The organism is Accumulibacter sp. (assembly GCF_036625195.1).
GTDB lineage: Bacteria > Pseudomonadota > Gammaproteobacteria > Burkholderiales > Rhodocyclaceae > Accumulibacter.
In genome coordinates, this window is record NZ_JAZKUG010000001.1 from 2,646,059 (window position 1) to 2,667,542 (window position 21,484).

At 65.4% G+C, this 21,484-nt stretch carries 20 protein-coding genes and 1 pseudogene; 11 read left to right on the forward strand and 10 right to left on the reverse strand.

The features are described from left to right. Window positions 1–437: 437 nt before the first annotated feature. The 5 genes from V5B60_RS11725 to V5B60_RS11745 all read right to left on the reverse strand — a co-directional run bounded on the left by V5B60_RS11725 (window position 438) and on the right by V5B60_RS11745 (window position 5,513). A complete protein-coding gene (locus V5B60_RS11725; RefSeq protein WP_332347162.1) occupies window positions 438–1,643 on the reverse strand; it encodes an ABC transporter permease in 1,206 nt (401 codons plus the stop codon). 31 nt (window positions 1,644–1,674) lie between these two features. Continuing rightward, window positions 1,675–2,883, reverse strand: coding sequence for an ABC transporter permease (locus V5B60_RS11730; RefSeq protein WP_332347163.1), 1,209 nt, complete (start codon window positions 2,881–2,883; stop codon window positions 1,675–1,677). Beyond that, window positions 2,865–3,590, reverse strand: coding sequence for an ABC transporter ATP-binding protein (locus V5B60_RS11735; protein WP_332347164.1), 726 nt, complete (start codon window positions 3,588–3,590; stop codon window positions 2,865–2,867). The genes V5B60_RS11730 and V5B60_RS11735 overlap by 19 nt, the downstream gene beginning before the upstream one ends. A gap of 3 nt (window positions 3,591–3,593) precedes the next feature. Then, window positions 3,594–4,760, reverse strand: coding sequence for an efflux RND transporter periplasmic adaptor subunit (locus tag V5B60_RS11740; protein WP_332347165.1), 1,167 nt, complete (start codon window positions 4,758–4,760; stop codon window positions 3,594–3,596). A 201-nt stretch (window positions 4,761–4,961) separates the two neighbouring features. Next, a complete protein-coding gene (locus tag V5B60_RS11745) occupies window positions 4,962–5,513 on the reverse strand; it encodes a tetratricopeptide repeat protein (protein WP_332347166.1) in 552 nt (183 codons plus the stop codon). A gap of 322 nt (window positions 5,514–5,835) precedes the next feature. On the opposite strand from V5B60_RS11745, the gene V5B60_RS11750 reads away from it, so the two are divergent. From V5B60_RS11750 to hslU, 3 genes are read left to right on the forward strand one after another with little or no spacing between them, the layout of a single operon-like run. After that, complete coding sequence (locus tag V5B60_RS11750) at window positions 5,836–7,035, forward strand: STAS domain-containing protein (protein WP_332347167.1); 1,200 nt, start codon at window positions 5,836–5,838, stop codon at window positions 7,033–7,035. A gap of 23 nt (window positions 7,036–7,058) precedes the next feature. Further along, window positions 7,059–7,595: an ATP-dependent protease subunit HslV gene (hslV, locus tag V5B60_RS11755; RefSeq protein ID WP_332347168.1), complete on the forward strand. Its 537-nt coding sequence runs from the start codon at window positions 7,059–7,061 to the stop codon at window positions 7,593–7,595. A gap of 2 nt (window positions 7,596–7,597) precedes the next feature. Beyond that, window positions 7,598–8,932, forward strand: coding sequence for an ATP-dependent protease ATPase subunit HslU (gene hslU / locus V5B60_RS11760; RefSeq protein WP_332347169.1), 1,335 nt, complete (start codon window positions 7,598–7,600; stop codon window positions 8,930–8,932). A 32-nt stretch (window positions 8,933–8,964) separates the two neighbouring features. Here the strand turns inward: hslU and V5B60_RS11765 are convergent, their stop codons facing one another. Genes V5B60_RS11765 through V5B60_RS11775 form a run of 3 tightly spaced genes read right to left on the reverse strand, consistent with a single transcriptional unit; the run spans window position 8,965 to window position 11,494 of the window. Further along, window positions 8,965–9,393 (reverse strand): universal stress protein, encoded by a 429-nt coding sequence (locus tag V5B60_RS11765; protein ID WP_332347170.1) that lies wholly within the window; start codon window positions 9,391–9,393, stop codon window positions 8,965–8,967. Then, window positions 9,390–10,133 carry a TerC family protein gene (locus V5B60_RS11770; RefSeq protein ID WP_332347171.1) on the reverse strand — a complete coding sequence of 248 codons (744 nt, stop codon included), beginning with the start codon at window positions 10,131–10,133 and terminating at the stop codon, window positions 9,390–9,392. Before V5B60_RS11770 ends, V5B60_RS11765 begins: the two co-directional genes overlap by 4 nt. A gap of 14 nt (window positions 10,134–10,147) precedes the next feature. Beyond that, window positions 10,148–11,494 (reverse strand): serine/threonine-protein kinase, encoded by a 1,347-nt coding sequence (locus tag V5B60_RS11775; protein WP_332347172.1) that lies wholly within the window; start codon window positions 11,492–11,494, stop codon window positions 10,148–10,150. Window positions 11,495–11,669: 175 nt separating this feature from the next. Between V5B60_RS11775 and grpE the strand changes: the two genes are divergently transcribed. The 4 genes from grpE (at window position 11,670) to V5B60_RS11795 (ending at window position 16,808) form a co-directional block, all read left to right on the forward strand. After that, a complete protein-coding gene (grpE, locus tag V5B60_RS11780; protein ID WP_332347173.1) occupies window positions 11,670–12,251 on the forward strand; it encodes a nucleotide exchange factor GrpE in 582 nt (193 codons plus the stop codon). Between the two features lie 100 nt (window positions 12,252–12,351). Next, window positions 12,352–14,289 carry a molecular chaperone DnaK gene (gene dnaK, locus V5B60_RS11785; RefSeq protein WP_332347174.1) on the forward strand — a complete coding sequence of 646 codons (1,938 nt, stop codon included), beginning with the start codon at window positions 12,352–12,354 and terminating at the stop codon, window positions 14,287–14,289. Window positions 14,290–14,354: 65 nt separating this feature from the next. Further along, window positions 14,355–15,479 carry a molecular chaperone DnaJ gene (gene dnaJ / locus V5B60_RS11790; protein WP_332347175.1) on the forward strand — a complete coding sequence of 375 codons (1,125 nt, stop codon included), beginning with the start codon at window positions 14,355–14,357 and terminating at the stop codon, window positions 15,477–15,479. A 186-nt stretch (window positions 15,480–15,665) separates the two neighbouring features. Further along, the gene (locus V5B60_RS11795) at window positions 15,666–16,808 is read left to right on the forward strand and encodes an ABC transporter substrate-binding protein (RefSeq protein WP_332347176.1); all 1,143 of its coding nucleotides are present in this window, start codon (window positions 15,666–15,668) and stop codon (window positions 16,806–16,808) included. A gap of 47 nt (window positions 16,809–16,855) precedes the next feature. Here V5B60_RS11795 and V5B60_RS22240 read toward each other — a convergent pair. After that, window positions 16,856–16,939: pseudogene (locus tag V5B60_RS22240) on the reverse strand (SAM-dependent DNA methyltransferase); the annotation flags it as partial. A gap of 84 nt (window positions 16,940–17,023) precedes the next feature. After that, a complete protein-coding gene (gene cysS, locus V5B60_RS11800) occupies window positions 17,024–18,400 on the reverse strand; it encodes a cysteine--tRNA ligase (RefSeq protein WP_332347177.1) in 1,377 nt (458 codons plus the stop codon). Between the two features lie 135 nt (window positions 18,401–18,535). Here cysS and V5B60_RS11805 point away from each other — a divergent pair, with 135 nt between their 5' ends. From V5B60_RS11805 to V5B60_RS11820, 4 genes are all read left to right on the forward strand, one after another. Beyond that, window positions 18,536–19,489, forward strand: a complete 954-nt coding sequence (locus tag V5B60_RS11805; RefSeq protein WP_332347178.1) for a tetratricopeptide repeat protein — start codon at window positions 18,536–18,538, stop codon at window positions 19,487–19,489. A gap of 148 nt (window positions 19,490–19,637) precedes the next feature. After that, on the forward strand, window positions 19,638–20,207 hold the full coding sequence (locus V5B60_RS11810; protein WP_332347179.1) for a peptidylprolyl isomerase: 570 nt from the start codon (window positions 19,638–19,640) through the stop codon (window positions 20,205–20,207). Then, entirely contained in the window at window positions 20,204–20,695 is a 492-nt protein-coding gene (locus tag V5B60_RS11815) for a peptidylprolyl isomerase (RefSeq protein ID WP_332347180.1), read from the forward strand. The genes V5B60_RS11810 and V5B60_RS11815 overlap by 4 nt, the downstream gene beginning before the upstream one ends. A gap of 34 nt (window positions 20,696–20,729) precedes the next feature. After that, window positions 20,730–21,467: a UDP-2,3-diacylglucosamine diphosphatase gene (locus tag V5B60_RS11820; protein WP_332347181.1), complete on the forward strand. Its 738-nt coding sequence runs from the start codon at window positions 20,730–20,732 to the stop codon at window positions 21,465–21,467. The last annotated feature ends 17 nt before the right edge of the window (window positions 21,468–21,484 follow it).

The following is a 21,484-nucleotide window of genomic DNA, read 5'->3' on the forward strand; positions in this document are numbered from 1 at the left end:
CGGCGCGCCAGCGACCTTTCCCGGTCGTGCCCGCGGACGACACCGGCGGGCGCCGCCCGCGGGCTCCTCGCGGCTTGCTCTGGTCCTCCACCCTGACTCCCTCCTCTGGTGAAAAAGCGTCGAAGACCAAGCGAGAAAAGGGCCGACCGCGCGAGCGCGGCCGGCCAAGCTGTCGGCAGCGTGCTGCCGCAGTACTCCGGATTGTTGCTTTTCCGGGATCAAGCAGAAAACGTACCATCAAGCGAAGCGCCCTGATTTAGCAGCCTTGTGGCGTGCGGTGTCGGACCACATGGTCCGCTACTGTAAAGCTTTTCGACAGCCTGCGTCACCCGGCAGCACGCGGGACGTCGGCGACCGGTGTGTGGCCCGCCATGCGGCAGGCTGTCGGCAGCACGCCATCCTGCCGCAACTGCCGGCAACCGTTGCTGGGCAAGGAATCACTCGGCACGCAGGGCGTCGACGGCGTTCAGGCGGGCAGCGCGTCGTGCCGGCAGCACGCCCGCCAGCAGTCCGATGACGATGGTCAGCGCTTCAGCCAGGGCAACGAAACTGAACGGGGTGTGTACCGGCAGTGCCGGCAGCAACAGGTGGAGAAGCTGCGCGACGCCGATGCCGAGCAGCAGGCCGAGCAGTCCACCGAGCGCGGAGAGGGCCACCGCCTCGCCGAGAAAGAGGCCGAGGATGCTGCGCCGCGGGGCGCCCAGGGCAACCAGCAGGCCGATTTCTCCCGTCCGCTCGGCGACGGCGATGGTCATGATCGTGGCGATGCCGACGGCACCGACGAGGAGCGAGATGCTGCCCAGCGCGCCGACGGCCATGGTCAGGACATCGAGGATGTTCGACAGCGTGCGCAGCATGTCTTCCTGCGTCGTGATGGTGAAATCCTCGCGTCCGTGGCGGGCCTTCAGCGTTGCCGTGACCAGTGCACTGACCGCGGCCGCCGGCACGCCCTCCTCGTACGACAGGTCGATCTTCATGATGCCATCGCGGTTGTACAGTTCGAGTGCCCGCGCGGTCGGGATGTAGGCGGCGTCGTCGAGGTCGATGCCGAGGATCTGCCCCTTCGCCTCGAGGACACCGATGACGCGAAACTGCATGCCGCCGACACGCAACTTTGCACCCAGCGGATTCGCCGGCCCGAACAGTTCCTCCTTCAGCCGGGCGCCGAGGACGACGAAGGCGCGGGCGGAATCCGCTTCATCGGCGGGCAGGAACTGGCCGCTGCGCACGCCAATGCTGAACACCCGCAGCATCGCCGCACCGACGCCGTTGACCGTCGTTCGCCGCAGGCGGCCGTTGGCGGCGACCTCGGTGTTGCCCCAGACGGTGGCGGTCATTCCCGTCACATGTGGCAGGCGCTCGAGCGCGCGTGCGTCGTCGAGCGTCAGCGGTCGTACCGAAGTCGGGATGCCGGTCGGCGCCGGGCCGGAGGTCTTGATCCGGCCAGGTGCGACGCTGATGACGTTGGTGCCGAACTGGGTGAACTCGGCGAGGACGAAACGATGGATCCCCTCGCCGATCGAGGTCAGCAGGATCACCGCGGCAATGCCGACGGCGATGCCGAGCAAGGTCAGGAAGCTGCGCAGCCGGTGTGCGCGCAGGGCGCGCAGGGCGAACTGGAGCATGTCCTGGCTGCGGATCATCGCGTGCTTCCCGCTTTCCCGGTCGCTCGCCTCAGCGCCGGGCCAGCGACTGCACGGGATCGAGAAGCGCCGCGCGGCGCGCCGGCAGGACGCCGAAGGCGAGGCCGGTGGCGAGCGCGGTGGCCACTCCGGCGAACACCGCCCAATCCGGCGGCAGCGCCGGAAAAGCCGGGTACAACTGGCGGATCAGCGCGGCAGCCGCGTGCCCGAGGGCGAAGCCGAGCAGGGCGCCGGCGAGCGAGAGCATCGCTGCCTCGGTGAGGAAGACATTGCGGATCGTCGTGCGCGTCGCGCCGAGGGCCTTCAGCAGGCCGATCTCGGCCGTCCGCTGGGTGACCGAGACGAGCATCACGTTCATCACCAGGATGCCGGCGACGGCCAGGCTGATCGCGGCAATGCCGGCGACGGCGACGGTCAGCGTGCCGAGGATGCGGTCGAAGGTGGCGAGCACGGCATCCTGCGTGATGACCGTCACGTCCTGTTCGCCCTCGTGGCGCAGCCTGATGATCTCGCTCACCTGCGCCTTCGCCGGCGCGATCGCTTCGCGGCCGTTGGCCTCGACGAGGATGCGGAAGAGGGTGTTGCTGTTGAACATCGCCTGCGCCAGAGCCACCGGCACGATCACCAGTTCGTCGGTGTTCATGCCCAGTCCCTGGCCGGTCGCGGCGAGGACGCCGACGATGCGGACACGTCGATCGCCGACCCGGACGAGTTGGCCGAGGGCTTCGTCGCGGCCGAACAACTCGTCACGGATGCGCGCGCCGATGACTGCTTCCGACGCGCCGCGGCGCCAGTCCCCTGGCGGCAGGAAGCGGCCCTGGGCGAGGCTGAGGCGGCGCACGGCGATGAACTCGGCCGTCGTCCCGGCGACCATCACCTCGCGCAGGCGGCCGCCGACGCTGATCTCCGACGTGCCGACGGCCAGTGGCGCCACCCGGTGGACGGCGCTGGCGCGGAGCAGGGCCTGCGCGTCGTCGATCGTCAGGTCGCGCGGGGTGCTGGTGATGGCGTTGCCGGGATTGAAGCCACCGGTCTGCGAGCGGCCGGGGAGGACGATCACCAGGTTGCTGCCGATCGCCGAGAACTGGTTGAGGACGTAGCGCCGGGCGCCGTCGGCGAGCGCGGTGAGGACGACGACGGCAGCGACGCCAATCGCCATGGCGAGGATCAGCAGGCTGGTGCGCAGCGGGCTGCCGGTTGCCGCGTCGCGCGCGAAACGGATCAGGTCGGCAGCGCGCATGCTTCGCCCGGCCAGCCGACGCTGCGTGCCCGGTCGTGCTGCAACGTGCCGTCCGCCATCAGCAGTTGCCGACGCGCGCGCGCGCCCAGGGCGCCGTCATGGGTGACGACGATCAGGGTCACGCCAGTGCCGTTGAGCGCCTCGAGCAGGCGCATGACCTCCTCGCCGGTCGTCCGGTCGAGGTTGCCGGTTGGCTCGTCGGCGAGGACCAGCGCCGGCTTCATGATCGTTGCGCGCGCGATCGCCACCCGCTGGCGCTGTCCGCCCGAAAGCTGATCGGGTCGGTGGTCGGCGCGGTTCTCCAGTCCGTAGTCGCGCAGCGCCTGCCGCACGCGTTCGCCACGTTGCGCTGGCGGGATGCCGGCGAGCACCATCGGCAGGGCAATGTTCTCGGTCGCCGTCAGGCGCGGGACGAGGTGGAAACTCTGGAAGACGAAGCCGATCCGCTCGCTGCGCACGCGCGCCTGCTCGTCGGCCGAGAGGGTGGTGACGTCACGGCCGGCGAGGCGGTAGCTGCCGCTGTCCGGCCGGTCGAGCAGGCCGAGCAGGTTGAGCAGCGTCGACTTGCCCGACCCGGACGGCCCCATCACCGACACATATTCGCCGCCGCTGATGCACAGGTCGATCGACTGCAGCGCGTGGACCCGGCTTTCACCGAGATGGAAGACCCTTTCGATGGCCGACAGCTCGATCAGTGGGGCGCCCATCGCTCACTTCCCGCCCGCGGCGGCGGCACGCTCGGCGAGGTACGGCACGCCCGCCTTGACACCCGCCCGCTCGAGCGAGCTGACGACCCGTTCGCCTGCCTGCAGTCCTTCGCTGACCTCGGTGTACTCCCAGTTGGCGAGGCCGGTCCTGATGCGGCGCTCGGCGAGCAGGCCGTCGGCCTGTGCGACCAGTACCCGATTGCCTTCGAGCAGTGCCGAGGTGGGAACGCGCAGGACCGCGTCGCGGACCGCCAGGACCACCTCGACGTCGGCGCTGTAGCCCACCAGCAGTCTGCCCGCAGCGGCCGGGTCGTCGAACGTCGCCTCGATGTCGACGGTGCGTGCCTGCTTCTCGACTGCCGAAACGTAGGGCGCGACACGCCGCACCGTTCCCGGGAACGAGCGCCCGGGCAGGGCGTCCAGGCTGATCCGCACCGGCTGTCCGGTGCTGATCTTCGGCGCGTCTACCTCATCCATCGGCGCCTTGATGTAGAGGCAGGAGTCGTCGATCAGGTCGATCGCCGGCGGCGTCGGCACGCCGGGTGGCGAGGGCGTCGAGTACTCGCCGACCTCGCCGACAATCTTGGCGATGGTGCCGGCGAAAGGTGCGTAGAGGACAGTCCTTCCCTGCTCGACCTGGCTCAGCCGGACCCGCGCTTCCGCCTGCTTGAGGTCGGCCCTGGCCGCCTGGCAGCCGGCCTGCCGGGCCAGGGCCTCGCTGCGCGCCTTTTCCTCGCTCGCTCCGGAGACGAAACCCCGCGCTCGCAGCGCCGCCTGCCGGGTCGCTTCGCGCTCGGCGTTGGCGGCGACGACGCAGGCCTCGTCGACGCGCTGCCGGGCGGTCGCGACCTGGCTGAGATGCCAGGCGCTCTGCGCCTGCTGGTCGTCGTTCCAGAGCTTCATCAGCAGCTGGCCTTGGCGCACACGGTCTCCTTCCTTCACCGCCAGGATTTCAATCCGGCCGCCACTGATGGTCGACAGGCGGGTGCGCTGGCAGGCCTCCACCGTTCCTGCGCGCGTGTTGGAGATGGTGGACTCGACCACTCCGCGGTCGATCTCGCGCAGTACGACAGCCACCGCCTGCGGCCGGTCCAGCCACCAGACGCCGGCGGCGAGCAGCGCCGCGAGCAGGAGGACGACGAACAGGCGGCGGAGCAGGGGGGCTGACATGCGCGTTTTCGGCAATGAGGCTGGGGCAGCGTCAGCGACGCGCATCGCGCGCCGATCCGACTGCCGGTGTGCTGGCCGTTTGGCGCAAACCCGTCATCAGCAGGCGCCGTGGCGGTGAGCCTGCCATGGTGGCAGGCGGAAGCTCACTGGTGCGGTCTTTCCGCCGATCATCGGTGACGCGGCCAGGCTGCTGCGCGGCCCTCAGCGGACGGCGCCGGGCGACGGCGCGACCTTCAATTCACGCAGGCGGGCCTGCTTGGCCTGCACCGCCTTGTTGGCCGGGTCGAGCCGCAGCGCTTCATCGTAGGACTGGCTGGCCTGTCGCAGCAGGACGTCACCAAGGTTCTCGCGCGCCAGCGCGTAGCCGGGGTGGGTCCGGATCGACATCTCCAGCAGCGCGCGCGCCCGCTCGAGCTGCTCTTGCCGGGCGTAGAGGACGGCGAGGTTATTGTAGGGCTCGGGCAATTCGGGGTAGTCGTCGCTGATCTGCGTGAACACGGTGATGGCATCGTTCGGACGATTCATCTCCATCAGGATCAGTCCCTTGAGGAAGCGCCCCTGCAGCTCTCGCGGCTTGCCCGCGACGTAGGCGTCGACCTTCGCCAGCGCCTGTTCGGCCTGGCCCTGCTGCAACAGGCGCTGGGCTTCGGCCAGCTCGTTGGCGACGGCGCTCGGCAGGCTGAAGGCGAAGAGCAGGACGAGGAGCATTGCCGGCATTGTCGCCGGCAAGAGCCTTGGCAAGATCGGGTGCATAGGGGATGTCTTCCTGGCCAGGCAGCGGATGGCTGTCGCGCGAGCGTCGGATTCTAGCAAGAAGTCGGCATCAACCAAAGCCGCAACATGTCGACACGGCACCGCAGCGGGCTTCAGACCCATGCCCGGCTGCTCCGCAACACGTGGCAGCCCCGACCAATGCCCCGGGGCAGCCGACGGACCGCGACCAGCCGCTCGATGCTGCGGATTGAAATTGCAGTCCGCGAAACGATGTGTTACAAGATCGCTTTGTCGCCACGGGATCAGCCGCTTTTTGCCAGCCATGGTTTTCTCGTTCTTCAAGAAGCAGCCGGAGAGGAAGATGGGCGTCCGGCAACCCGCCACGCCGCGAGCCAGCGAGGAACGCGGCCGTGTTGGCGATGGTTTGCCGGAGGAAAGGCCGCGGCATGCGCCGACAGGTCCGGTGGGTTTGAACCGGGCCGAGCTGCCGTTTACGACGCCGGTCGCCAAGAGCGATGCGCCGCCACTCGACCTGAGCGAGTTCGTGTTCAGCGTGATGGAGCCCAACTTTCAGCCGGAGGTCGACCTTGACCCGGTCGACGCCGAAGCGGAAGAAGCCGCGATGCTCTACGCGAATGGGCAGGATGCCGCCGTGCGCTCACGACTCGAAAATGCGACGCGCCAGTATCGCAGTGGCGCCGGCGAGCGCCTTTGGCTGATGCTTTTCGACCTCTTCCGCGTTGGCGGCGACAAGGGCCCGTTCGAGGCACTCGGCATCGAGTACGCACAAGTCTTCGAGAAATCACCGCCAGGCTGGCAGGAGACCGTTCGTCGCGCGCCGGTCTTGATCAAGGCGGGTACCATCCTGTTCAAGGGTGAGTTGACGGGCGACAACGAGGCCGGATTCGCTGCCGTGCGGCAGGCGCTTGCGGCCAACCAGCACCTGCGGCTCGATCTGGGCAAGGTCCGTCAGCTGGACGACGCGGGTTGCGAGCGCCTTCTCGGACTGCTGCAACAGGCGCACAAGAGCCAGCGCGAGGTCGAACTGCTCAACCGTGACCGCGTCGCTGGCCTGCTGGACAGTCGCGTCGTTGCCGGTCAACAGAGTGACCGCGCCTGCTGGCTGCTGAAGCTGGAGTTCTGCCAGTTGTATGATCGAATCGATGTGTTCGAGGATTTGGCCATTCAGTACGCGGTGAACTTCGAGATTTCGCCGCCTTCTTGGGAACCACAACGCGTGGCGGCGAGCGGCCCCGGGCCCCTCGTTCTGGCGGCAACCGAAGATTTGATGGCCGAGGCTTACGTCATCAAGGGCGAGGTCAAGTCGTCGCGTTTCGGTGACCTGCTGGCTTACTCGGCGGCGAACGATCCGGTGTTGATCGACTGTTCGCGGGTGACGCGAATGGACTTTCTCAGCGCCGGTGCCCTGCTCAACGTGTTGACGACGATCAAGGGAAGCGGCCGGCAGATCGTCTTTCGCCACCCGAATCACCTGGTGGCCGAGTTGTTCCGTGTCGTCGGCCTCCGGGCCGTGGCGGAGGTCGTTCTCGCACGGAACTAGAATCTCCCGGAGGAGAGCAGCATATGGACCAGTACCACGGTACGACGATCCTGTCGGTGCGCCGCGGCGAGAGTGTGGCCATGGGCGGTGACGGGCAGGTGACGCTCGGCAACATCGTCGTCAAGGCGAGCGCGCGCAAGGTTCGCCGCATCCACCAGGGTAAGATCCTTGCCGGCTTTGCCGGCGGAACCGCCGACGCCTTCACCCTGTTCGAACGCTTCGAGGCGAAGCTGGACAAGCATCAGGGCAACCTGCTACGTTCGGCGGTGGAACTCGCGAAGGACTGGCGGAGCGACCGGGCACTGCGCCGACTGGACGCGATGCTGGCGGTAGCGAGCCGCGAGGCGTCGCTGATCATCACCGGCAATGGCGATGTGCTTGAACCGGAGTACGGTATCGTCGCCATTGGTTCGGGTGGCGCATTCGCTCATTCGGCGGCGAGGGCGCTGGTGGAGAACAGTTCGCTCACGGCGACGGAAGTGGTGCGCAAGTCGCTGCAGATCGCTGGCGATCTGTGCATCTACACCAATCAGAATTTCACCATCGAAGTGCTGGAGTGAGCATGTCGTCGATGACGCCGCAGGAAATCGTTCACGAGCTCGACAAGCACATCGTCGGTCAGGGGAAAGCGAAGAAGGCAGTGGCCATCGCCCTGCGCAACCGCTGGCGGCGAGCGCAGGTGGCCGATCCGCTGCGGCAGGAGATCACGCCGAAGAACATCCTGATGATCGGTCCGACCGGCGTCGGCAAGACCGAGATCGCTCGCCGTCTCGCACGGCTGGCGAGCGCGCCGTTCATCAAGGTCGAGGCGACCAAGTTCACTGAAGTCGGCTACGTTGGTCGCGATGTCGAAACCATCATCCGCGACCTCGTCGAGATCGCCGTCAAGAGCGGTCGCGAAAGGGCGATGAAGGGCGTCAGGCTGCGTGCCGAGGATGCTGCCGAGGAGCGCCTTCTCGACGCATTGCTGCCGCCGGCACGCGCCGGTTTCTACAATGACGGGCAGGCAGGCGGCGAGGAGGGGGCGACGCGCCAGAAGTTTCGCAAGAAGCTGCGTGAGGGCGAACTCGACGAGAAGGAGGTCGAGGTCGATGTCGCTGCGCCATCGATGCAGGCGGAGATCTTCGCTCCGCCCGGAATGGAGGAACTGACGGCGCAAATCCAGGGGATGTTCCAGAACATCGGCGGTGGCCGGAGGAAATCGCGCAAGCTCAAGATTTGCGAGGCGCGCCGGCTATTGATCGACGAGGAAGCGGCCAGACTGGTCAATGATGAGGAAGTCAAGCTCGACGCGGTGCGCAACGTCGAGCAGAACGGCATCGTCTTTCTCGACGAGATCGACAAGATCGCTTCGCGCAGCGATACGCACGGCGTGGACGTTTCGCGCCAGGGCGTGCAGCGTGACCTGTTGCCGCTGGTCGAAGGGACGACGGTATCGACCAAGTACGGGATGATCCGCACCGACCACATCCTGTTCATTGCCAGCGGCGCTTTCCATCTTGCCAAGCCCTCGGATCTGATCCCCGAACTGCAGGGCAGGTTGCCGATTCGCGTTGAGCTGGAGTCGTTGTCGGTTGCCGACTTCGAGTGCATCCTGACGCAGACGGATGCCTGCCTGACCAAGCAGTACCAGGCGCTGCTGGCCACCGAAGGGGTGGCGCTCGAGTTTTCTGCCGAAGGCATCAGGCGCCTGGCCGAGATTGCCTGGTCGGTCAACGAGCGGACGGAGAACATCGGCGCTCGCCGCCTGTACACGGTGATGGAGCGCCTGCTCGAGGAGATTTCATTCACCGCCGGCAAGGGACCGGGCGAGCGCCTCACGATCGACGCCGCGTACGTCGACCATCGCCTGGTCGAACTCGCACAGAACGAGGACCTCTCCCGCTACGTCCTCTGAGCCGGTTGGCGACCCGGTAGCGCTGCCGCGAACTACTTGACCACGACCACCGGCAGGTCGGTGAGATGGATGACACGTTGCGTCACCGATCCGAGCAGCAGGCCGGACACGCTGCCGAGGCCGCGCGCTCCCATGATGATCAGGCTGCAGTCGTGCTCGCGCGCGAAATCGACGATCGTCGGTGCGATCTCACCGACCATGACGTGCTCACCGTGGCCGATTCCGGCTGCGTGGAGCCGGGCGCGCGCCGAGGCGAGAGCGGCGTCACCCGTCTCGCGATGATAGTCATGGACGACGTCCGTGCGGACGAAGCGGCTGATATCCGAAGGCAGCGGGTGCTGCACGTTCAGCAGCAGGACTTCCGGTTCCAGCGGCGTCGCGAGCGCCTCGGCGATGACATGGTCGACTGCCCGCAACGCGGGCAGCGAGCCATCGACGGGAAGCAACCATCTCGGGTTCATTTCGGATCTCCTGGTTGCAGGACTTGCGACCTGCCGGCAGCCGGCGACACCTCGTTGGCGCGGGCGGTCTGGCGCGAAGCCTGCCACTTGCCGAGCGCGACCACCAGCAGGGCGCCGAAGCCGGATGCGATATAGTGGCTGTGCGGGACGAACTCCCGCCACGCGGCGGGCAGTGCCGGGTCGGTCAGCAGCATGCCGCCGCCGATCCAGCCGAGCAGGGCGCCGCCGGCGGTGATGACGATGGGAAAACGATCCATCAGCGCGAGCACCAGTTTGCTGCCCCAGACGACGATCGGGATCGATACCGCAATGCCAAAGACGACGAGGACGATCGATCCGTGTGCTGCGCCGGCGACGGCGATGACGTTGTCTACGCTCATGACGGCGTCGGCGACGATGATCGTCCGGATCGCTCCGAGCAGCGTGCTGCTTCCCTGCACGTTGCCGTGTGCTTCCTCATGCTCGGGCAGGATCAGCTTGATGCCGATCCAGAACAGCAGCAAGCCGCCGACCATCTTCAGGTAGGGGACGGCGAGCAGCTGCAGCGCGAAATAGATCAGGATGACGCGCAGGGCGATGGCGCCGAATACGCCCCAGAAGATCCCCTTGTTGCGTTGCGTCGCGGGCAACCGGCGGCAGGCCAGTGCAATGACCACCGCATTGTCGCCGCCGAGCAGGATGTCGATGGCGATGATCTGCAGGACGGAAATCCAGAAGGCGGGCGAGGCGAGATCGGGCATGGAGAAGCTTTCCCTCAGAGCAGCTCGAGCGGCGGCGAGCCGCCGGCGTAGCTGGAAGTGCTGCCCTGGACTGCCGTCTGGCCCAGTTTGGCCAGAACCTTGTTGGCCTCTCGCAGGCGCCCGAGAAGCTTGACGAGAAGCACCTTGTTGAAGCGTTCGCGCACTTCGTCCGAACTCAGGCCCAGGGCCGAGCTGTTGACTTCCAGGAAGCGGGTCACTTCGAGGGTGACCACCGTTGCCTGGCGACGGTCGTCGGTCGGGTGCAGAAAAGCCATCTCGCCGACGACCTCACCCGGGCCGAGGCGGCAGATGACCCGGCCGTTGGCGGAAACCTCGACGAAACCGTCGACGATGATGCCGAACTTGCGATGGGTGTCGCCTTCGCGAATCAGGGTCACCTTTTCCGAGACTTCGCGCCAGACGCTGATCCGCAGCACCTCCCACAACTCGATGTCTTCAAACTCGGCGAAGAAATCGACCTTGCGCAAGCGATCGAAGTGCGCCAGATCCTGTTGCGTCTGATCCTCTTCCTGCATCTGGTAACGCACCGCCGATAGATCCTTGGCGAACTCGGCGCCGTTGCGATAGCGGCTGTACAGGTCCTTCTCGAGTGCCTTGCGAATGATCGGATCGAGGCCAGGCGGCAGATTCGGGTTCAGCGCACAGACCGACGGGGCGTCCATATTGACGATCTTGTACACCAGTGTCGCCGGATTGTTGGCGCGAAAGGGCAGGCGCCCCGTCAGCAGCTGGAAGAGCAGGACGCCGAGCGAGTAGAGGTCGGTCTTGTGGTTGAGCGGGTAGTTCTTGACCTGCTCCGGCGACATGTAGGCTGGCGAGCCGACACCCATGACGAAGGTCGAGTCGCGTCCCATGTCCTTCAGGAGATTGAGGCCGAGCCCGAAATCGGTGATCTTCGGATTGTCGTTGGCGTCGATCAGGATGTTTGCCGGTTTGATGTCGCGATGCACCACCCCTTGGTGAAGCGCATGGTCGAGGGCGAGACAGCACTTGAAGATGATGCCGATCACCCGGTGCATCGGCAGCAGTCTGTTGATCTTGCAGAACTGGTCCAGCGCGACCCCGTCGACGTATTCCATCACCAGATAGGCCTGATCAGGCTCGATCACCGCATCGAAGATCTTGACGATGTTCGGGTGATTGAGCCGGCGAGCGATCGAATCCTCGGTCTGGAACAGCTTGCGCAGACGCCTCGACATGGCCGCGTTGTCTTCATCGAAGCGGATCAGCTTGATGGCGACCTGACGGTCGAGACGGGGATCGCGCGCCAAGTAGACGACGGCAGTCGCTCCCTTGCCGAGAGAGCGAATGACTTCGTATCTTCCGATTTTCTGCAGCATGCGGAGCCCGATTCCAGCTACGACCGACAAAGGAGGAATGCTAGCAGCAGAAGCTGTTCGTGCAGCAAAAAAATGCGGGCCGATTGCATGTGGTCACCGGCGTGCTTCGTCAAGGGACTTGAAATCCGGCGGCGCCCCCCCAAATACAGATTCGTTTTTCCGGAGACCATCATCCATGCAAAGCAACGATTCAGCACCTCAGGAACCAGCAGTTGTTGCCGCAGCCGACACTGCGGCGGAGCCGCCCGCCAGCGGCGAGATGCCCATCGCCGAGCAGCCGCTGGCTGAGGAAAGTGGCGCCACGATGCGGGAGGAACTGCAGCAGGCGCGCCTGAAGGCCGACGAATACCAGGATCTGTGGCTGCGTGCCAAGGCCGAAACCGAGAACGTGCGCCGGCGGGCGCAGGAGGACATCGCCAAGGCGGCGAGGTTCGCGGTCGATCGCTTCGCCCGCGAGTTGTTGCCGGTGAAGGACAGTCTCGAGGCGGCTCTGGCGACTGAAGCGGCGACCGCCGAGAGCCTGCGCGCGGGCACTGAGCTGACCCTGAAACAGCTCGTGGCGGCATTCGAGAAATCAGCGTTGACCGAGATCAACCCCGTCGGCGAGAAGTTCGACCCGAACCGGCATCAGGCCATCAGTGTCGTCGAGTCTGCTCAGGAAGCCAACACGGTCGTCACCGTTCTGCAAAAGGGCTACCTGCTCGCCGAGCGCGTGCTGCGACCGGCGCTGGTCATCGTCGCCAAGGCGGCGTCTTGAAATACGCTGCCTGACCCCCATTTGAGGGATCATTCCGGGCATTGCGTCTGCGGGCGACGGTGCAATCTGGCAACACGAGCAATATTGAAAGGATTCAAGAATGGGAAAAATCATCGGCATCGATCTCGGGACGACCAACTCCTGCGTCGCCGTGATGGAAAACGGCAAGCCGAAGGTGATTGAAAACTCCGAAGGCGCGCGCACGACACCGTCGATCGTCGCCTACGCCGAAGACGACGAGGTGCTTTGCGGTGCCCCTGCCAAGCGGCAGGCGGTAACCAACCCGAAGAACACGCTCTATGCGATCAAACGGTTGATCGGTCGGCGCTTCGAGGAAAAGGAGGTGCAGAAGGACATCTCGCTGATGCCGTTCCGCATCCTCAAGGCCGACAACGGCGATGCCTGGGTGGAGGTGCGCGGCAAGAAGATCGCCCCGCCGCAGGTGTCGGCGGAGGTGTTGCGCAAGATGAAGAAGACGGCCGAGGATTACCTCGGCGAGGAAGTCAGCGAGGCAGTGATCACCGTTCCCGCATACTTCAACGACAGCCAGCGGCAGGCCACCAAGGACGCCGGCCGGATCGCCGGTCTCGAGGTGAAGCGGATCATCAACGAGCCGACGGCGGCTGCCCTGGCTTTCGGTCTGGACAAGAAGCAGGGCGACAAGAAAATCGCCGTCTATGATCTCGGCGGCGGTACGTTCGACATCTCGATCATCGAGATTGCCGAGGTCGAGGGCGAGCACCAGTTCGAAGTGCTGTCGACCAACGGCGATACCTTCCTCGGTGGCGAGGACTTCGATCAGAGGCTGATCGACTACATCATCGAGGAGTTCAAGAAAGAGGCGGGCGTCAACCTGAAAGCGGACGTGCTGGCGCTGCAGCGTCTGAAGGATGCAGCGGAAAAGGCCAAGATCGAGTTGTCGTCGGGCCAGCAGACCGAAATCAACCTGCCGTACATCACCGCCGATGCCTCCGGGCCGAAGCACTTGACGCAGAAGATCACGCGCGCCAAGTTCGAGTCTTTGGTCGATGATCTCGTCGAACGGACCATCGAGCCCTGCCGCATCGCGCTGAAGGATGCCGGCTGCCGCATTGGCGACATCAACGACGTCATCCTGGTTGGCGGCCAGACGCGCATGCCGAAGGTGCAGGAGAAGGTCAAGGAGTTCTTTGGCCGCGAGCCAAGGCGCGACGTCAACGCCGACGAGGCGGTCGCCGTCGGTGCGGCGATCCAGGGCGGTGTCCTGCAGGGTGAGGTCAAGGACGTGTTGCTGCTCGATGTGACGCCGCTGTCGCTCGGGATCGAGACGCTCGGTGGCGTGATGACCAAGCTGATCAAGAAGAACACGACGATTCCGACGAAGGCGACCCAGGTCTTCTCGACCGCCGACGACAACCAGTCGGCGGTCACCATCCACGTGCTGCAGGGCGAGCGCGAGATGGCCGGCGGCAACAAGAGTCTTGGCCAGTTCAACCTGTCGGACATTCCGCCGGCACCGCGCGGCATGCCGCAGATCGAGGTCACCTTCGATATCGACGCCAACGGCATCCTGCATGTATCGGCAAAGGACAAAGCGACCGGCAAGGAAAACAAGATCAAGATTCAAGCGTCTTCCGGACTCAGCGAAGATGAAGTGCAGCGCATGGTGCGTGATGCCGAAGTACATGCCGAAGAAGACCGCAAGGCGCATGAACTGGCGGAGGCGCGCAACCAGTGCGATGCCATGATCCATACGGTGAAGAAGTCACTTGCCGAGTATGGCAAGGAACTCGCCGACAGCGAGAAGGCGTCGATAGAGAAAGCCGTGAAGGACGCGGAAGAGGCCATTCGTGGCAACGACATCGATGCCATCCGGGCGAAGAGCGAGGTCCTGGGGACGGCCGCCCAGAAGCTCGGGGAGAAGATGTACGGCAAGCAGCAGGAGCACGCGCCGGGAGCCGCTGGTGCGGGTGGCGCCGGAGGTTCGACCGGCGAAGCGAGGAAAGACGACAGCGACGTCGTCGATGCCGAGTTCACCGAAGTCAAGGACAAGAAGTAAGCTGTTGCCTGGAGGGGGGCGCATGACCGCGCCTCCCTTCGTCCCCCCAACGTGCTCACGAACCGATGGCAAAACGCGACTATTACGACATTCTGGGCGTCAACCGTGACGCTGCCGATGAGGACATCAAGAAGGCCTACCGCAAACTGGCGATGAAGTACCACCCGGATCGCAATCCGGACAATCCCAGGGCGGAGGAGCACTTCAAGGAAGTCAAGGAGGCCTACGAGATCCTCTCCGAACCCGACAAGCGGGCGGCGTACGACCAGTACGGACACGCCGGAGTGGACCCTCAGGCAGGGATGGGCGCTGCGGGTCCCGGCGGTTTCTCGGACGCCTTCGGTGGCATCTTCGACGAGATCTTCGGCGGGCGACGCGGTGGCGGTGGGCGCTCGAGCGTCTATCGCGGTGCCGACCTGCGCTACAACCTCGAGATCAGCCTCGAGCAGGCGGCCTTCGGGACGGAAACCAAGATTCGCATCCCGACCATGGAAGTCTGCGAAGCCTGCCACGGCAGTGGCGCCAAGGCCGGAACGCAGCCGAAGACCTGCCCGACTTGTCAGGGCAGCGGCCAAGTTCGCCTGCAGCAGGGATTCTTCTCGATCCAGCAGACCTGTCCGAAGTGTCATGGTACCGGGCGCTACATCGCCGACCCCTGTGGCGTGTGCCATGGCGCCGGTCGGGTCAAGCAGCACAAGACGCTGGCGGTGAAAATCCCGGCCGGCGTCGACGAGGGCGATCGCATCCGCCTGTCGGGTGAGGGTGAGCACGGCATCAATGGCGGTCCCGCCGGTGACCTCTACGTCCAGATCCACCTCAAGTCGCACGCCGTCTTTCAGCGCGAGCAGAACGATCTGCACTGCGAGATGCCGATCAGCTTCACGACCGCGGCGCTCGGCGGCGAGATCGACATTCCGACGCTCGACGGTGCGGCGAAGATCCGGGTTCCAGCGGAGACGCAGTCGGGGAAGGTGTTCCGCCTGCGTGGCAAGGGCATCAAGGGCGTGCGCAGTAACGCGCATGGCGATCTGCTTTGCCATGTGGTCGTCGAGACGCCGGTTCATCTCACCGAGCGCCAGAAGGAACTCCTGCGCGAGCTCGAGGATTCGAGCCGGGACAACGCTGGCCATCACAATCCGCGCGCGAAATCGTGGATGGATCGCGTGCGCGACTTCTTCGCCGCGACCTGAGAGGTTGTGAAGGACGCCTCGCGAACAGGCCGGGGCAGCAGGACTGAGCGGTTGAGCGACGCCGCAGACCGGTTTGCAGAGGTTCGGCGTTTGTAAGCGTCGTGTCAGCTGGCTTCGCCATGCTCGCTCGGTGGTCGAGGTCGTCGCAGCTCGGTGGCGGCCCACGCGCCACGCGAGGAGGGCGGCATGAAGCTTGCCAGAGCATTGTTGTTGGTTGCCCTGATCTGGGGCGGTGGAGTTGCTGCGAGCGAGGTCGGAGTTACCGACAAGAGCATCCTGATCGGCATGACGGCACCGTTTTCGGGCCCCAGCGGACCTTACGGGCTGGACATGAAAACCGTCATCAACGCCTATTTCCGTCAGCTCAACGACGCGGGTGGCGTGCATGGCAGAAGACTCGACCTGCGCAGTCTCGATGACGGCTACGAAACCGAGCGCACGGTCGCCAACACAAGGACGCTGATCGCGCAGGAGCAGGTTTTCGCGCTGTTGGCGTTCTACGGATCGAGTCCGACGACGGCGGCGATGAACGAGGTCTTCGGTGTCGCCAGGGTGCCGCTGGTGGGGACGATCTCAGGCGCCGACTCGCTGCGCCACTCGCCACGCGATCATCCCGCCAATCGCTACATGTTCAACGTCCGCGCGAGCTACGCCGACGAGACCGAGGCGATCGTCAACCAGCTCGCCTCGCTCGGTTTCAAGAACATCGCCGTCTTCTATCAGAACGACGGCTTCGGGAAGTCGGGGCTCGAGGGCGTCCTGGCAGCGCTCAGGAAGCACAATCAGGTGCCGGTGGCAGTGGCCACGGTGGAGCGCAATTCCGTCGATGTCAGCGGTGCCGTACAGACCATCGCCAAGGCCAATCCACAGGCGGTGATCATGGTGACGCTGTACAAGGCCAGCGCCGCCTTCGTACGCGAGATGAGAAAGGCAAGACAGAATCCGCAGTTCATGACCCTGTCTCCGGTGGGCGCCGATCTGCTCGTGCAGGAACTGGCGGACGAGGCACGTGGCATCGGCATTTCGCAGGTCATGCCCTATCCGTGGAACGACACCCTGCCGATCGTGCGCGAGTACCACAGACTGCTTGGCAAGCAGGCGAAGCCCTCCTATTACGGGATCGAAGCCTACGCCATGGCAAAAGTGCTCGTCGAGGCGTTGCGCAAGGCGGGCAAGGAACCGACGCGCGAGAAGCTGGTGGCCGCGCTCGAGAACATGCAGAATCACGACCTCGGCGGCTACCGGGTGAGTTTTTCGCCGAATGACCGCGCCGGCTCACGGTTCGTCGACCTGACGGTCATTGGCAGTGGCGGGCGGGTGCTGCGCTGACGCACGGCGCGTCCGCACGCTGAGGATGTCGCGGGCGTCCGGGGTGTGTACTGGCTGGCATCCATGCCGCCGCGCAGCTCGTCGCACGACTGCCAGAGCTTGCTGTAGAGCTGGGATTTCTTGAGGGCCATGGGTTCCTGTCGTCAGTTGAGGCCTGGCAGCCTGTCGGACAGCCGGCGCTGACGGGGCCGGGGTGTATGCGCCCTGGCCGTGGATCAGGCGCGACGCCAGCTCGTTCCCTTGGCGCCATCCTCGAGGATGATTCCGGCAGCCAGCAGTTCGGCGCGTATGCGGTCCGCCTCGGCGAAGTCGCGGCGCTTCTTGGCAGCCGTACGTTCGCCGATCAGCGTCTCGATCTCTTCTCCCGAGACCTCGCTGCCGCGTGCCGGGGCCGCCTGCAGGAAATCCTGTGGTTCGCGTCCGAGCAGCCCCAGCAGTCCGGCCAGTGTGCGCAACCGGGACGCGGCAAGGGCGGACCTGCTGCGATTCACTTCGGCGGCGAGGTCGAAGAGGACGGCGCAGGCTTCCGGCGTGTTGAAGTCGTCGTTCATCGCCGCAGCAAAACGCTGTGCGTGCGGCTCGTTCCAGTCGATTGCAGTCGCCGCTGCCGCCGGCACCGCCCTGAGCGCGGTATACAGTCTGCTCAACGCGTGCCGCGCGTCGTCGAGGTGCGCGTCGGAGTAGTTCAGCGGGCTGCGATAGTGCGCCCGCAGGATGAAGAAGCGCAGGACCTCGGCGTCGTACTGGCGCAGGATTTCGCGGATGGTGAAGAAGTTGCCGAGCGACTTCGACATCTTCTCGTCATCGACGCGGACGAAACCGTTGTGCATCCAGTAGTTGACGAAGCGGCAGCCGTGCGCCCCCTCGGACTGGGCGATCTCGTTCTCGTGATGCGGGAACTGCAGATCCTGGCCGCCACCGTGGATGTCGAAGTGTGCCCCGAGCAGGTCCGAACTCATCGCCGAACACTCGATGTGCCATCCCGGGCGGCCGTTCCCCCACGGTGAAGCCCAGGCGGGTTCGCCCTCACGGGCGTGCTTCCAGAGCACGAAGTCGAGCGGGTCTTCCTTCGCACTGTCGATGTCGACACGCTCCCCGGCTCGCAGGTCGTCGAGCGACTTGCCCGAGAGCTTGCCGTAACCGGGAAACCGACGCACCGAGAAATTGACGTCGCCGGCAGCCGCACGATAGGCCAGGCCGTTCTCCTCGAGTCGCCGGATCAGGCTCAGCATCTGTGGCACGTAGGCCGTCGCGCGCGGTTCATGGTCCGGCTTGGCGACGCCGAGCGCCGCCGCATCCTCATCCATGAAACGGATGAAGCGGTCGGTCAGCTCGCCGATGGTTTCGCCGTTCTCCGTTGCCCGGCGGATGATCTTGTCGTCGATGTCGGTGATGTTGCGCACGTAGCAGACCTGCAGTCCGCTCGCCCGCAGCCAGCGCTGCACGATGTCGAAGACCACCAGGACACGTGCGTGACCGAGGTGACAGTAGTCATAGACGGTCATGCCGCAAACGTACATCCGTACCTCGCCGGGTACGATGGGGACGAATTCCTGCTTGTCTCTGGTCAGCGAGTTGTAGATCTTCAGCATCTTCGGGTCTGCGGGAATGTGCCGTGAGCGGCTGCCACCGGCGGAGGATTTTGGTTTGGCGGAAGTTCTTGCTAGAATCGTCCGCTTTCCTGTTCTTGCTGCCCCCGACCGCGCGTGGCCCAGTATACCACACCGATGCCTGCCAGCCTTTTGCCAGCCCTCCGCTGTGCGCTCCTCGTCTGGGTTCTCGGCGGGGCGGCGTCCGCGGCCTTTGCCGACAACCTCGCCGATGCCCAGCGGCTGCTCAAGCAGGGCCAGCAGGCGGCAGCGCTCGAGAAGATCGAGGAACACCTGGCAAGCAACCCGGCGGATGCGCGCGGACGCTTCAGCAAGGGCCTGATCCTCGTCGAGATGGGTCGTCCCGCCGATGCCATGACCGTCTTCAGCAAGCTGATCGAGGACTATCCGGAACTGCCCGAACCGTACAACAACCTGGCCGTTCTCTACGCGCAGCAGAAACAGTACGACAAGGCGCGGACGGCGCTCGAAATGGCGATCCGGATCCAGCCGACCTACGCCACCGCCTACGAGAACCTCGGTGACATTCATGCCCGGCTGGCTGGCCAGGCCTATGAGAAGGCGTTGCAGATCGACCCGGCGAAGAAGGCCGCGCAGCGGAAGCTCTCGCGCGTGCGGGAGGTCGGCAGCGGTGGCCTGGGCGATGCCGGCGCGAGCCCAGCGCGGCTGTCTGCGGCCCCGGATTCGCCGGCTGCCGGCATGGCCGACAGGGCGTCGGTGGCGGCTGGTACTGCCGACGAGAAGGATGTGGCGAAGATGATCGAGGGCTGGGCAAGGGCCTGGTCGCGCAAGGACGCGAAGGCATACTTCGCCCACTATGCCACCGACTTCCGCCCACCACGCGGCATGACGCGCAAGACTTGGGAAGAGGGGCGCCTGCGGCCGATGCGTAAGCCCGGCCGACTGCTCGTCGAGGTCGACGACATCCGCGTCGCTTTCGCTGATGGCAAGGCCACCGTGCGTTTCCGGCAGACCTTCACTTCGCCGGCACTGACCTCGACGGTGGGCAAGACGCTGGTTCTCGTCAGGTCCGGTGGCCGCTGGTTGATCCAGGAGGAACGTGTCGGTTGACCGGGGAGTTGCCGCACGGGCCATCCGGCACTGCTTCCGACCATTTGGTTGCCGCCGGTCGCGGCGGCGGCTGTCGGCCGACGCATGGCTGCTGCGTCCGGTCACCTTTCGCCCGCCCGCTGGGAATCGCTTGCCAAGGAGTTGCCCGATGTTGAGAAAGATGCTTTTCGCGCTTGCCGGCGCCCTGCTGTCGGTCGCGGTCGTCGCGGCGCCCAGCGTCGAGATGCAGACGAGCATGGGGCGCATCGTCATCGAACTCGATTCCGAGAAGGCGCCGAAGACCGTGCGCAACTTCCTCCAGTACGTCAATGAGGGCTTCTACAACGGCACCGTTTTTCATCGCGTCATCCCCGGCTTCATGATCCAGGGCGGTGGTTTCACTGGCGAGCTCGAACAGAAGGCGGCGCCACGCAGGGTGGAGAATGAGGCGAAGAACGGGCTGCGCAACGATCGCGGGACGATTGCCATGGCGCGTACCGCCGATCCGCATTCGGCGAGTGCGCAGTTCTTCATCAACCATCGGGACAACGCGTCGCTCAACCATCCGTCTCCCGATGGTTGGGGCTACACCGTCTTTGGCCGCGTCACGCAGGGTATCGAGGTCGTGGACCGGATCGCCGGGGTGGCAACCGGCAACCGCGCGATGCATCAAAACGTTCCTCTTGAGCCGGTCACCATCCAGTCGGTCAGGATCATCTCCGAGAAAGGAAAACCATGATCAAGCTGCATACCAGCCTCGGCGTCATCGCCATCGAGCTCGACGCCGAGAAGGCACCGCTGTCGGCACAGAACTTCATCGACTATGTCGCCGCCGGCCACTACGACAACACCGTCTTCCATCGCGTGATCCCCGGCTTCATGGTGCAGGGTGGCGGTTTTGAGCCGGGCATGAAGCAGAAGCCCTGCCGGCAGCCAATCCGCAACGAAGCCGACAACGGGCTGAAGAACGAGGCCTACACGGTCGCCATGGCGCGCACCGCGGAACCGCACTCGGCGACGGCGCAGTTCTTCATCAATGTCGTCAACAACGACTTCCTCAACTTCCGTGCGCCGAATGCACAGGGCTGGGGCTACTGCGTCTTCGGCAAGGTGGTCGAGGGACGGGAGGTGGTCGACCGGATCAAGACCGTGCGCACGGGAACCTCGGGTTTTCATTCGGACGTGCCGGTCGAGGACGTGTTGATCGAGCGGGCGGAAGTCTGCTGATGCGGCGTCCGTAGTCGAGCGCAGCAGGTAAGGCTTGCGACCCACCCTGTTCATATCCGACCTGCACCTGGCGCCACAGGCGCCGGCCGTGACGCGGATTTTTCTCGACTTCCTGCGCGGGCGGGCGCGGGCGGCGGAGAGCCTGTTCATCCTCGGCGACCTCTTCGAGGCCTGGCCGGGCGACGACTGCCTGGACGACCCCGCCGACGGTATGGCCGCCGCGGTCGTCGCCGCCCTGCATGAGTTGGTCGCAGCCGGAGTCGGACTGGCGGTGATGCACGGCAATCGCGATTTCCTGCTCGGCGAGCGTTTCGCCGCTGCCAGCGGTGCGCGCCTGTTGCCCGATCCGTGGCTGCTGGCGCTGCCCGGCGGCGAGTTCGTCCTGGCGCATGGTGATGCGCTGTGCACGGATGACCGCGAGTACCAGTCGTTTCGCGCGCTGGTTCGCCGTCGCGACTGGCAGCAGGCCTTCCTCGCGCGGCCGCTGAGCGAGCGCAAGGCGGTCGCCGCGGCTCTGCGGCAGCAGAGCGAGACCGCCAAGCGCGACAAGGCGCAGTACCTGATGGATGTCAATCCGGTCGAGACCGATGATTTCCTTCGCGCCCACGGCTACGTCGGACTGATCCACGGCCACACGCATCGTCCGGCGGTGCACGATCACCTCGTCGATGGCATCCACGTTCAGCGCTGGGTGTTGGCTGATTGGCACGCCAGCCGTGGTGAATGCCTGTGCTGGGATGGCGAGCGTTTGACGCGCGAGTGCCTGGACTGACCCGGGACTTCGCGTGG